Below are 13,086 nucleotides of genomic sequence, written 5' to 3' on the forward strand. Positions count from 1 at the left end.
ATTACACTTTAATATCAACTAAAGTGCCTAATACGTCATCTGCAGTTTGGATAGATTGCGTGTTTGCCTTAGCATTAAACTCTTCAACTTTTAAGTTTACTAACGCATCATCAATTCGTGCAGGTTGAGATACTGGCGCGGTGACTGCTTCTTCAGGGCGAGCGGCCGTTAATTGACGTTGCTGCGCTAGTTGAGAGTCGTCTTGCTGCTCTATGCTGGCACGATTAATCTCAGCGCTGGCTTTTTCAATTCCTTGGCTGGCTCTATTAAACCCTTCAACACCACTATTGAATACAGATCCTATTGGCATAATAATAAACCTCCAGCAAATAAATATTGTTTAATTATCGCTCAAAAATCACGCAAAATAAAGCTTTAAACCGCAGTAATCATGGCTTTGCTTCAAAGCATTGATTTAACGGCAGATAAAAATTCACTTTTATGAGAAATAAAAGGCGCATGTGATGCTTTGTCTATCACTTCGTATTCAAAGTCAGCATTAAGTGCCACCATTTTCTCAATGGCCCGATAAGGAACGAGAGAGTCTAAGCGTCCAAAAATGCCGCGAAGAGTCACTGGACATTGAGCAAATAATTCGCGTAAATCTTCATTTTTCAGTATGTCTAGCCCTGCACTTAAAGCCTCGTTATTCGGAGGCGGTGACTGACTCAATAACTGCTTTAACTGTTTTACATCATCGCGAGCCGACTCACTGCCCATTGCCTGAATTGCCAAAAAGCGCTCTATCGTTTTTGAACGCTCTTGCAACAACTGCTCTTTGAACTGTGTTAATACTTTAGGCTTAATGCCAGCCCATGGTAATTGCTCTGCAAAAAAGGGCGTTGAGGCAACTAAAATGACTTTTGATACTTTTTCAGGCCAATGTTTGGCAATATAAATAGCAAACAACCCACCTAAAGACCATCCCATTAGCACCGATTGTGGCTTTAACTGCTCACTCACCTGCTTTGCAGCATCGTGTAATGTATATGGGCTTAAAGAGGCGTTATTATCACCATAACCGGGTAAATCCAAACAGCGCACTTTACCTGAATATAAAAACTCTAATTCTGGTTTTATTAACTGCCACACACCTTGGCTCATTCCCCAACCATGTAACAACACACATTCATTTTGCATATTTGCCTAACCTTAACCAAACTTGAGTTCTATGATAGCGCTTTAAAAGGAGTTTGTAATGAGGATCATCAGCGAATGAAACTCAGCCTAAGTGATTGGCTATTCCCCTCTTACTGTGTGTTATGTCAAAGTCAGATTCATAGCTCAATGGGACTGTGTCAATTTTGTTTAGATGACTTGCCATTGCTAGATTTGGCCGAGCATGACAATTTATTTTACCGCCCTGATATTGTAGAAATGTTTCCTAACTGCAACTTTGAAAAGCTGTTTGCCTGTGCTTTTTACCAGCCCCCTTTTGATTTATGGTTAAAGCAGCTTAAATTTAATAATCAAATCCATTATAAAAAAGCACTACAGCAAGTCATAAAAAAACAACTTAGGGTTTTTATGACTAAACACCCTGCCGCTGTTGATGCATTTATAATTTTACCTTTACATAAAGCGCGCTTTTTAACGCGTGGGTTTAATCAAGTCACCCAAGTATGGCAGCCCTGTTTAGGGTCAAATAAAGTATTAAATAATGCGTTGCTTCGCCATAAACACACCTCGGCACAATCACAATTAAGCAAAGCTAAAAGAGTTAAAAATTTACAGCAGGCTTTTTCATGCAAAATTAATTTAGAGGGAAAAACGGTAGTAATTATCGATGATATTATGACTACAGGAGCAACTCTTAATGCGGCTACATTATCGTTAAAAGAAGCGGGCGCTAAACACGTATGGGCATTTACCACGTGCTTAACGCCACTTTAGGGCGTGTTAGTTTCCACTCACGCGAAAGGTGTGGCCGAAAAATAAAGCATTACTTAACAATCGGCTGGTGCCATACCAGTACCCTCTAAATACAGGGTTGTCAGTCATCGCAATAACACTACCTCGCCCATAAGAATGCGCCATTAACGCAGCTCCACCGGCCACTTGCTCTACATTTACTGCATCGGTAAAACCAGCAAGGAGCGGCTGCTGTGTGTAGGTAAGTATATTTACAAACGGTGCTTGCGAGGCTTCCAATAGCCAGGTGCTATTTTTAAATACAGGTAGTGTGTCACGCTTAAATGAAAATGTCAGAGGGTGAGTTGTATCTACCTTGGTATTAAATATCGCACCGGCAATACGCTGGCGACCCGCTAAGTGGTCTTTGTCTGCATATTTTAAACCTTGAGTATCGAATGCCCCAGCCACATCTTTACGCGATAAGTAGCTTGCTTTTAATAGCTGCTGATCGGCTAAAAACTTCGCCCCGCCTTTATGTCCCCAAATAACACCACCTTTCCTTACCCAGCTTTTTATAGCAACTTTATCGGAATCAGATAAAGTAGAATAATTACCATGTGGCAACACAATATGGCTGTAATTACTGAGCTCTAAAGACGCTAAACGCTCCATTTCAACAATGGTTGGCGCTACACCCACAAAACGGTCTAGGTAGTACCACACTTCTCCCGCTTCATATTGGCTCACGCCTTTACCACCAACCAATAACACCTTAGGTGCAGAAACCACAGCCATAGAGCGAGACCCTAAATCAGCACCTTTACTAGTTAAACCGGTAGTAATTGGTTTAACTTCAATCCCAAACTGGCTTTGTGCTTGGTTTAACTTTGTCACCCAGTTGGTGTCAGTTTGAAGTCCTGCTGGAATAATAATACTACCTGCGTCAAAGTTTACTTCTGCATTGGTTGATACTGCTGTTAATGGTTTTAATGCAACACGAGCTTTAATGCCTTGCTGTAACAGACTATTGAGCATTTTTGGGGCTTGCATGTCATTCCATGCAAATCCATAGGCGTAATTGTTAGTCAGTGACGCTAACTCTGGCTGCTTTGGTTTTTGCCAAGCTGTTTTTTCTACCTCTAATCCCCAGCGGCTGTTTACTTTAGCAAATGGTAAATTAAACGCATGCGCTAATGTCCAACCCGACACATCGTAAAAGGTGTTATCGGCAAAGTTTTGTTGCTCACTAAAAATAGCTTTAACTAATCGATATTGTGGTTGCGCAAGCGGTACAAAATAACTATTAGCGGTAAAGTTTTTACCTTCAGCTTTTAGCCCTTCTTTAACGGGATAAGCATTAATTTGATGTTGTTTAAGTATGCTTAAAAAGTCGTTAGTACGGGTATGATCTTCATCTGCTTGAACAATATAGCCTTGATAGTCTTCATCTTTGGCAAGCTCAACTGCTTTGTTATAAAAGTTAGCTTGATACTCAAGCAAAGCTTGGCGGTTATCAATCGCCGCTTTAAACGTTGATAAGCTCGTTAAAAGTTGGTTTTTAATTGTAAACGCAAACGTTAGCGGACCATTGATCGTTTCTTGAATATGGCCACGAGAACTTGCTTGTTCAAATAAAATACCCACACCCCCGTTTACATCGGGGTAGGTAGAGCCTTTACCATAATAAAAGTCATCAAAGCTTTCTTCTGTAAAGTATAGCGCGTTGTTTTCATCTAATGTTTTAGCATGATAATTTGCAATCGCTTTGGTAAGGCTCACATTTTCTTCAGGCGTAATTGGGTGTTTACGACTTGGGATACCCGGTTGAAAAAAGTAGCTACTATTTGGCCCCATTTCATGAAAGTCAGTTAAAATATTAGGTTTCCAATAATGAAACTTAGCAATCCGAGCCCGCGACTCTGGGTGCTGTAACAACAACCAATCACGGTTTAAATCAAACCAATAATGGTTTGTACGGCTGCTTGGCCAGCTCTCTACATGCTCTCGGGTTTGCGGATCTGACGATAAGTTCATACCGCGATTACTATTAGCCCAATTTGCAAAACGTGCTAGTCCATCTGGGTTAAGCGACGGGTCGAGTAAAATAACCGTATTGTTAAGTAGCTCATTTATTTCATCGCCTTGCGCTGCAGCTAAATAATAAGCGACTAGTAACGCTGCATTACTACCTGATGATTCGTTACCATGAACACTGTAACCCATCCACACGACACTGGGCTGCTCTGCTGTTTTATTGTTTGAATTATTTAGGCGAGCTAAATGTGCTTGGCGAGTTTTTTCTATATTTTTTAATTTGTTAGCCGCTGTAATCGTAAGCATAACTAACGGGCGCTGTTCGTGAGTTCGGCCTATTACTTCAAAATTAATTCGATCGCTTTTTTGAGCTAAAATTTCCATGTAGCGAACAAGTTGGTCATGCCTTACATGCCACTCACCCACTTGATAACCCAGTACCTCTTGTGGTGTTGGTATGGTGGAATCAAATTCAACCTGTTGCTCAAAATAATAAGATAGGGGCTTTGCCATACTTGAAAAACTGGCCAGCACCACCACTACTGTTAATATGAAGCGCATATAAATCACTCTAAAAATGTTTGTTAAATGCACGCTACCATTGCTTAAAATAGATGCCAACTTTTTACGCTCAACACTAGCCGCAACACGATGAGCGGAGTATGATATGCAGTATCCGAGTAATTTAGTCAAGTATAGACGGTATTATGATTTCTATTTCCGAAACAGCGCAAGCGCATTTTGCTAAGCTATTAGCAGATCAATCTCAACAAACGAATATTCGTGTGTTTGTTGTTAACCCTGGTACATCACAAGCTGAATGTGGTGTTTCTTATTGTCCAGAAGACGCGGTAGAAGAGAGCGATATTCGCCTAAATTTTAACGGCTTTGATGCAGTTGTTGATGCTGAAAGCGCGCCTTTCTTAGCCGAAGCTGAAATTGATTTTGTTACCGACAAAATGGGCACGCAGCTAACCCTTAAAGCACCTAATGCTAAAGCACGTAAACTAGGTGAAGATGCCAGCTTGAATGAGCGTGTGCAACACATGCTAGAAACTGAAGTAAACCCACAACTTGCCAACCATGGCGGCCAAGTTAGCTTGGTAGAGATCACTGCAGCTGGTGTTGCTGTACTTCAGTTTGGTGGTGGTTGTAATGGGTGTTCTATGATCGATGTCACACTAAAAGAAGGCATTGAAAAAGAAATGATTGCTAAATTTGATGAGATCACAGGTGTGTCTGACATTACCGATCATGAAGCAGGCGAGCATTCTTACTACTAAGCATTAATCTATTATGCTAAAGCCACTTATTTACCGCTTAGGGAGTGACCCTAAGTTGAGTTTAAAGCGCTTTTTTCGCGGGCTAGCACTGTTTGTGCTAGCCGTGATATTTATCGCTGTGGGCTATTACAGCCATTACAGTTTACAAGTTCTTGGCTTGGTTATTTTAGCCCCCGCTTTATTTTTTGCTTTTTGGGGCTATGCGGGTATTTTTGCTAACCGCTTTTCTCAAGTATTAAAAAATATCCCTTCCAAAAATAACGACCCCGATCTGTGGAAGTAACGGTTTATATCAACTCGCTTATTTAAGTAATTGATTGTTAGCTTTTAGTTTTTGATATTTAACGATAAGCGTAACGCCTCGCATAAGCATAAAACAACTCATAGCTAACCATAACCCATTATTTTGCCAATCCTGAAATAGCCAAAACACCCCAAAAAAACCTACAATCGCTGAAAGCAACATACTGTTTCGCATCGCTTTAGCGCGGGTCAGACCAACAAAAATACCATCGAACAAAAAACAGCTCATAGCTAAAATAGGCAATACTATTACCCAAGGTAAGTAGTGAATGGCCTCGTCAATAACCTCTGGTACATTAGTTAATAGCTTAATAATACTACTGCCAAATACTATAAAAAACACACTATATAAAATGCCAAATAACATGCCCCAAAATACACTGATTTTTACCCATAGCCTTATCTTCTCGACACTTTGTTGACCTTTAGCTTGACCTACTTTGGCCTCACTTGCATAGGCAATTCCATCAAGTGCAAAGCTAACTAACATTAAAAAGTTGAGTAGAACGGCATTAGCAGCCAATGTGGTTTCACCTAAGCGGGCTGCATAAAAGGTCATAAAGCTAAAACATAATTGCAGTACTAAAGAGCGAATAAAAATATCGCGGTTTAAGCTCAGAAGTCCTGCCATTTTTTCCACACTAAACCAATTTGCTACAGCCAAACTCATACCATGCTTTTTAGCAAGTTGAGCCACTAGCAATAAAGTAAATACAAGCGCGATATAGTCAGCAATAAGTGATGCCCACGCAGCCCCAACAACCGCCCAATCAAGGTACACTACAAAATAAATATCGAGCACAATATTAGTAATGTTAGTGACTAAAAGTAAATAAAATGGCCCTCGTCCATAATGCACGCCCAACATCCAGCCTAGTAAAACTAAATTACATAGCGCTGCAGGGGCGCTAAAAATACGAATACTAAAATAGCGATAGGCTTCATTGAGCACATCACTATTGGCAGCAGATAAATAGGCAATAGCGTGTTTTATAAGGGGGGATAATAAAATCAGAATTAAAGCTACGCTACTGGCTAATAACAAACTGCGTTTAAGTAAGGCTGCCAGCTGAGTTAAATCATTTTGACCATAAGCCTGCGCCACCAGCCCAGTGGTACTCATTCTTAAAAATCCAGCGAGCCAAAATAAAATAGAGATCACAGTTGAACCCAAAGCAATACCGGCTAAATAATGCGCGCTCCCCAAATGACCAATCACAGCCGTATCAACAATTCCTAACAACGGGACGGTAATATTTGATAATATCATCGGACCGGCTAACAACAACAAGCTTTTATGGTGTGCTTTATTATGTATAAGAAATTGTTTCATTTAGTATTATTATTCCTGATTTGTGGTTCTTTGCGCGCGCAAGCAGCTGTTATTCTACAGTATCATCACGTCAGTGAAACCCTTCCCGCTGTCACCAGCGTGAGTGCCAATACTTTTACTAAACACTTAAATTATTTAAAAGAGCATAACTTTAACGTTATTCCATTAAATGAGCTGATTAGTGCATTACAACAAGGTAAGGCTTTAGAGAACAAAACAATCGCGATTACCTTTGATGATGGTTACAACAATAATTACGACCAAGCTGCCCCTATCCTAGAGAAGTTTGGCTATCCGTACACTATTTTTATAAACCCAAAACTCATTGATGAACAGGCGGGTTACGTTATGGGGTGGGATAAGCTCAGGGAGCTTGCTAAAAAAGGGGCGCTTATTGCAAATCATAGTGCCGAGCATAACTACCTACATAAAAAGCGCAAGAATGAATCGCCTAGCCAATGGCGCGAACGCACTAAAAAAGACATTCTTAGTTCTCAACAGCGCATCAAAGATGAAATAGGTCACGATTACAAATACCTTGCCTATCCATACGGAGAGTTTAACAATCAACTGCAAGCACTCGTCACTGAATTAGGTTTTATTGGTATTGGCCAACACTCAGGAGCCGTTAATCAACACTCTGACTTTAGCCGCTTACCGCGCTTCCCTGCCTCTGGTTTTTATAGCAAACTAGAGACGTTAATTACCAAGATAAATTCGACTGCCTTTACTATTAATAAGCTAACCTATGAAGATAGTGTAACTTCACAAAATCCACCATCACTCACTATAAAACTTAAGACAGACGACTTTCATAAGAGTCAATTTGCCTGTTATGTATCAAGCGTTGGTCAAGCTAATTTAGATTGGTTAGACGATAATACAGTTGAGGTAACATCGCCAAAACAACTTAATAAAGGCCGCTCACGCTTTAATTGTACTGCTCCGTCAATAAAACAAGCTGGCAGTTATTATTGGTTTTCGCAGCCTTGGGTGATCAACTAAGTTTTACTTTTTTATAACTTGATTTAATAACCGCTGGGTCATTTTCTCCAGCGGTACGACTTCATTTGCTGCCCCCATATCAATAGCAGCTTTGGGCATACCCCATACCACAGACGAATACTCATCTTGCGCAAGTGTGTATGCACCTTGTTGCTTTAATGCGAGCAATCCTTTTGCACCATCACTTCCCATACCGGTTAATAGTGTGGCAACAATATGTTTTGCACCAATTTCCAGTAATGAGTCAAATAAAACATCCACCGCGGGTTTATGTCTATTAACAGCTTCTCCATCATCAAGCTGACAATACAAAGCACTACCTTGTTTATTAATTCGTAAATGAAGCCCACCCGGGGCTATATAAGCGCAACCTGCTAGCAATTTATCACCTTGCTGGGCTTCTTTTACGTTAATAGTACAAGTACGCTGCATCCGCTCTGCAAATGAGGTGCTGAATACGGGAGGAATATGCTGAGTAATTACAATTGGAGGGCAATTTTTGGGCATACGTATAAGCACTTCTTTTATCGCCTCGGTTCCCCCTGTTGACGCACCAATCGCTATCACTTTATTTACTAAAAATTCGGCATTAGTGGGGATAGGCTCTGCTACAGTACTATTTTTTTTGTGGCCTCGAACTCGCGCACTGGCCGCTACTCTTACTTTTTGCTGAACAATATCAGCATATTGGCTCATTTGTTGTTTAACATTAACTACTGGCTTTGCAATAAAATCAACCGCCCCCAGTTCAAGCGCTTCAAGGGTGATAGGTGAGCCTTTTTGAGTAAGAGTGGAAATCATTACTACGGGCATAGGCCTTAAGCGCATTAAGTTTTTTAAAAAGCTAATGCCGTCCATTTTTGGCATTTCAACATCCAGTGTTAGTACATCCGGATTATGCTTTTTGATCATCTCTCTGGCTTCGTATGGGTCTTGTGCACAGCCCACTACCACAATGTCTTTTGCCTGTTGCAGTATCTCTGTCAGTAATTGCCTGATCAGTGCCGAGTCATCAATTATTAATACTCTAATCATAGCCATCCTTAAAACAGTTCTATATCCGTGGCTTTAGTTTGCTGTTCAAGATTATGTAAGTAACGCACTTCACGTTTTTCAATAGTGTTATTATGTAAATTTCTTAGCTTTTTAACCTGTACTTTTCCATTATGAGGATTAAAAAATATTTTGCGCGGCCAAGGTCCGCCCATATCATGCGCCACTAAGTTTAGCGCTTCTTCTGCTATATATGCATTGGCAAAACTGATATTGCCAATACCAATATCTGTCATTGCGCTAATTATTTTGCCTCCCCCAAACAGTTTTACTTTTAAGTTTGCCCGAGAAGCGCCATTTTTAAGCACTTCATTAATTAAATATTCCATAGCCCAGTTACCATAACGACAATTTAAACTATGCGCTTGGTCAATTCGTTCACCTTTTTGAATAGGTAGCATAAAGTGATTGATCCCGCCTATGCCTAGCTTATCGTCGTAAACACAGGCAGCAATGCACGATCCGAGCACGGTAGTGATCAGCTCATCGTTTTTAGAAACATAAAATTCACCTGGCAATACCTTAGCGACCACTTGATCTCGCGTGGCATCCCAATAACGTTTAATATGCTCAAATCCCGCTAATACTGGCTTAAATTGTGTTTGCATGGGCTACTTTTTGATACATGGTTTTCCCTAAGTTTTTAAATAAGACATGCTCTTTTCCCATGGTTTCTGAATGCCCTAAAAATAAATAACCTTGGTTATTTAAAATATCGGCATAACGGTTAAAAAGCTGATCCTTTGTCTCTTTATCAAAGTAAATCACTACATTTCTGCACAAGATCAAATCAAATGGACCCTTCATAGGCCAATCTTGGAGTAAGTTTAAACGCTTAAATGAAATACATTGCTGTAGCTTGGGTTTCACTTTATAACTTTGACCGTCTTTGCTAGTTAAAAACCAGCGCTTGAGCAGTGCATCATCCAATCCATTCACATTTGCCGCAGTATAAATACCGCTCTGAGCTTTAGCTAATACATTAGAATCAAGATCAGTTGCTAAAATTTTCACATCCCAATCACTTGGAAAAGCCCCTTGTAACGTCATAGCTAAACTGTAGGGCTCTTCACCGGTAGAGCAGCCAGCAGACCAAATGCGAACGCGCTTAGTCTGTTTATTTGTTTTTAACAGCGTTGGTATAAACTGCTCTTTTATAAACTCAAAGTGATGAATTTCACGAAAAAAAGAGGTTAGATTGGTAGTAATGGCATTAATAAATGCATCAAACTCCTGATCCTTATGATTTTTTAAGTAATCTAGGTAACTAGAAAAGTTTGTTAATTTACGCTCACGAATTCGCCTTGCTAATCGTGAGTAAACCATTTCACGCTTATGCTCCCCAAGCACAATACCACAAGCGTTATACACTAAATGAGCCACTTCCTTAAAATCGCTATCCGTTAATAAAAACTCTTTCATTATGCACTCTCAAATAAATATAAAGATAGATTCAAACTAACCTCATTGTTTGAACCATCTAAAATAGGGTTAAAACTCCTCCCACTCTTCAGCTGAGTCTACAAAGTTTTCACCTTTGCTTTTGTTATTAACAAAGCTATTTTCTTGCTTATGCGTTATTTCAGGGGTGCGAATGGTGGGCGATACCACCGCCATATCTTGCTGCCCTAGTGAAAAGAAGTGCAGTAAACGGCGCATTTCATTAGCCTGCTCTGCCATAGATTCACCTGCAGCCGATGCCTCTTCAACCAATGCCGCATTTTGCTGAGTCATTTCATCCATTTGCGATACAGCTTTATTTACTTGCTCAATCCCTGCACTTTGCTCTTCAGAAGCCTGAGTTATATCAGCTATCATTTGTGTCACACGTTTCACCGACACCACAATCTCCTGTAACGTCACACCTGATTCATTTACAAGAGCGCTACCATCAGCAACTTTGCCAACACTATCTCTAATTAACTCTTTAATTTCTTTAGCTGCACCAGCTGAGCGCTGAGCTAAGTTACGCACTTCACCCGCAACAACCGCAAAACCTCGGCCTTGCTCACCTGCTCTTGCAGCTTCTACAGCAGCATTGAGAGCTAGTAGGTTTGTTTGGAATGCTATTTCGTCTATTACACCTATGATGTCAGCAATTTTTTTACTCGATTCATTAATTGCAGACATACTGGTTACGGCCTTATTCACAACCTCGCCACCTTGAACTGCTTTATCACAGGTTTCTTCAGCTAAGTCATTAGCCACCTTGGCATTATCAGCATTTTGACGAACCGTACTGGTCATCTCTTCCATACTAGAAGCCGTCTCCTCTAATGATGATGCTTGCTCCTCTGTGCGCTGACTTAGATCAGCATTACCTTGTGAAATCTCTTCTGCTCCACTGGCCACCAAAGTGGCTGATGTGTTAATTCGATTAATAACCTCAGTTAGCTTATCTGCTGTCGCATTTGCATCTGTTTTCAGTTTTTCAAACGAGCCGTGATACTGTTTTTCGATCCGTTTAGATAAATCACCAGTAGCCATGGCATCAAGCATATTGCCAGTATCAGTTACCGCTTCGTCAACCACTTTAACTAAACTATTAAGACCTTGAGCTAAACGTAGGAAAAAGCCATCCTTTCCTTGCTCAACCACACGGCTATTTAACTCTCCTTTACTTGCGGCACTGACCAGCTGAGCAACCTCTTTTTCTATGGCTACTTCTGCTGTTCTGTCTTCCCATTCAACTACAGTTCCAATTCGCTCATCGTCTGGCGTAATAATTGGGTTAGCAACTAAGCCAAAGGTTCTGCCTCCCACTTTAATTTCAGTGTTGTAGGTATCCGTTAACTTAGCCAACATATTTTGCTGATGGGCTGGATTTTTATGAAAAATATCAATATTTTGATTCAGTAGATTTTTGCTATCAAAGTTAGGTAAATCAATGCGTATATCATTTTGAGCATTGCTCATCATATTTTTCACCGCGTCATTCATATAAACAATCACATTCGATGCATCTGCAATCATAGTGTTTGTTGCTACAGTGTCTAACGCTCGGCGAACACGTAAGTTCTCCTGTGCTCTGGCACGCTCTGCATCGGCCTTAAATACTTCATCAGTAATATCTTGCCACTCAACAATTGTTCCCAAGCGCTCTCCTTCTTCGTTAAACCATGGCGAAGCAATTAAATCAAAAATAAGACCAGCTAATTTAAGTGTCGCTTTATGGGGCGCATCTAATTTTTTTAATAGCTCGCGCTGATGCGCTGGATGTTGATGAAAATCATCAACACATGTGCCGATTAAGTCACTTACAGCAAAGTTAGGTAATACCGATTGCAAATCTCTTTCGCGTGCTTTTAGCATTTGCTTAACTTGTTCGTTGACAAAAATAATGTTTAAGTCATTATCAGCAATCATCACATTCGCTTGGCATACTTTTAGGGCGCTGGCTAAGTCGGCAGTTTTTTTAGAGGTTTTTTCTAGTTCTTTTTGTTCGCTAATGTCCGTTGCGTATTTTATGATTTTTATTAATTTTCCGTCCATATCATAAATGGGATTGTAAGAAGCATTAATCCAAATTTCACGGCCTTGTTTATCAAATCGTAAATACTCACCTCGGTCGTATTCACCTCTACCCAGTTTGGCCCAAAAAGTTTGATAATCCGCACTATTTGCATACTCAGGTGCAACAAATAAACGATGGTGCTTACCCTGTATTTCATCAAGTTGGTAGCCAAACGTGGCTAAAAAGTTCTTGTTGGCATTAATCACTGTGCCATCTAAGTCAAACTCGATTACCGCTTGCGACTTATTTATTGCTGCAACTTGTCCGGCCGCTTCGGCTGCCTTTAATTTTTGCAAAGTGATCTCAGTAGCAAACTTAATCACTTTAATTACTTGCCCCTGAGAGTCTATAACAGGGTTATACGTGGCTTGTATCCATACTTCTTTACCATTTTTTCCAAACCGCTTAAATTCATCTGAAATAAATTCACCCGCGCTCAATCGCTGCCAAAACTGATGGTACTCATCGCTTTCCGCTTCGCTAGGACTAACAAATAAAGAGTGGTGCTGACCTTGAACCTCAGCAAGTGAGTAATCCATTACACGAAGAAAATTAACATTGGCAGTAATTATTCTTCCATTAGGCTCAAATTCAATTATTGCTAATGATTTATGCAATGCATTTATGATCAAATCATTGCTTGATTTAGACTGTTTTGAATTACTAAACCATCCCATGCTTATCACCACCTTTAAGTTATTTACTTT

The 13,086-nt window shown here is 40.2% G+C and carries 12 protein-coding genes; 4 read left to right on the forward strand and 8 right to left on the reverse strand.

Going from position 1 to position 13,086, the window contains the following annotated elements; all coding sequences use genetic code 11:
- Window position 1: 1 nt before the first annotated feature.
- Together FLM47_RS14640 and bioH are read right to left on the reverse strand one after the other, a co-directional pair.
- The gene (locus FLM47_RS14640; protein WP_008112879.1) at window positions 2-310 is read right to left on the reverse strand and encodes a hypothetical protein; all 309 of its coding nucleotides are present in this window, start codon (window positions 308-310) and stop codon (window positions 2-4) included.
- A gap of 92 nt (window positions 311-402) precedes the next feature.
- Window positions 403-1,140: a pimeloyl-ACP methyl ester esterase BioH gene (gene bioH / locus FLM47_RS14645; RefSeq protein ID WP_178956733.1), complete on the reverse strand. Its 738-nt coding sequence runs from the start codon at window positions 1,138-1,140 to the stop codon at window positions 403-405.
- 75 nt (window positions 1,141-1,215) lie between these two features.
- Here bioH and FLM47_RS14650 point away from each other — a divergent pair, with 75 nt between their 5' ends.
- Window positions 1,216-1,893, forward strand: coding sequence for a ComF family protein (locus tag FLM47_RS14650; protein ID WP_010392416.1), 678 nt, complete (start codon window positions 1,216-1,218; stop codon window positions 1,891-1,893).
- A 6-nt stretch (window positions 1,894-1,899) separates the two neighbouring features.
- Here the strand turns inward: FLM47_RS14650 and FLM47_RS14655 are convergent, their stop codons facing one another.
- Window positions 1,900-4,449, reverse strand: coding sequence for a M14 metallopeptidase family protein (locus FLM47_RS14655; protein WP_178956734.1), 2,550 nt, complete (start codon window positions 4,447-4,449; stop codon window positions 1,900-1,902).
- Between the two features lie 146 nt (window positions 4,450-4,595).
- Between FLM47_RS14655 and nfuA the strand changes: the two genes are divergently transcribed.
- Window positions 4,596-5,171 carry a Fe-S biogenesis protein NfuA gene (gene nfuA, locus FLM47_RS14660; RefSeq protein WP_008465569.1) on the forward strand — a complete coding sequence of 192 codons (576 nt, stop codon included), beginning with the start codon at window positions 4,596-4,598 and terminating at the stop codon, window positions 5,169-5,171.
- A 13-nt stretch (window positions 5,172-5,184) separates the two neighbouring features.
- On the forward strand, window positions 5,185-5,454 hold the full coding sequence (locus FLM47_RS14665) for a hypothetical protein (protein WP_138608336.1): 270 nt from the start codon (window positions 5,185-5,187) through the stop codon (window positions 5,452-5,454).
- An 18-nt stretch (window positions 5,455-5,472) separates the two neighbouring features.
- Here FLM47_RS14665 and FLM47_RS14670 read toward each other — a convergent pair whose 3' ends face one another.
- Window positions 5,473-6,807 carry an MATE family efflux transporter gene (locus FLM47_RS14670; protein WP_256729581.1) on the reverse strand — a complete coding sequence of 445 codons (1,335 nt, stop codon included), beginning with the start codon at window positions 6,805-6,807 and terminating at the stop codon, window positions 5,473-5,475.
- Between FLM47_RS14670 and FLM47_RS14675 the strand changes: the two genes are divergently transcribed.
- A complete protein-coding gene (locus FLM47_RS14675) occupies window positions 6,787-7,812 on the forward strand; it encodes a polysaccharide deacetylase family protein (RefSeq protein ID WP_178956735.1) in 1,026 nt (341 codons plus the stop codon). The genes FLM47_RS14670 and FLM47_RS14675 overlap by 21 nt on opposite strands.
- Before the next feature lie 3 nt (window positions 7,813-7,815).
- On the opposite strand, the gene FLM47_RS14680 is transcribed toward FLM47_RS14675, so the two are convergent.
- The 4 genes from FLM47_RS14680 to FLM47_RS14695 form a co-directional block, all read right to left on the reverse strand.
- Window positions 7,816-8,847 (reverse strand): chemotaxis response regulator protein-glutamate methylesterase, encoded by a 1,032-nt coding sequence (locus tag FLM47_RS14680; RefSeq protein ID WP_306171945.1) that lies wholly within the window; start codon window positions 8,845-8,847, stop codon window positions 7,816-7,818.
- Between the two features lie 8 nt (window positions 8,848-8,855).
- The gene (gene cheD, locus FLM47_RS14685) at window positions 8,856-9,473 is read right to left on the reverse strand and encodes a chemoreceptor glutamine deamidase CheD (protein WP_138608343.1); all 618 of its coding nucleotides are present in this window, start codon (window positions 9,471-9,473) and stop codon (window positions 8,856-8,858) included.
- Entirely contained in the window at window positions 9,457-10,287 is an 831-nt protein-coding gene (locus tag FLM47_RS14690; RefSeq protein ID WP_131691797.1) for a protein-glutamate O-methyltransferase CheR, read from the reverse strand. Before FLM47_RS14690 ends, cheD begins: the two co-directional genes overlap by 17 nt.
- A gap of 69 nt (window positions 10,288-10,356) precedes the next feature.
- The gene (locus FLM47_RS14695; RefSeq protein ID WP_178956737.1) at window positions 10,357-13,056 is read right to left on the reverse strand and encodes a methyl-accepting chemotaxis protein; all 2,700 of its coding nucleotides are present in this window, start codon (window positions 13,054-13,056) and stop codon (window positions 10,357-10,359) included.
- Between the last annotated feature and the right edge of the window lie 30 nt (window positions 13,057-13,086).

The organism is Pseudoalteromonas sp. Scap06, assembly GCF_013394165.1.
GTDB lineage: Bacteria > Pseudomonadota > Gammaproteobacteria > Enterobacterales > Alteromonadaceae > Pseudoalteromonas.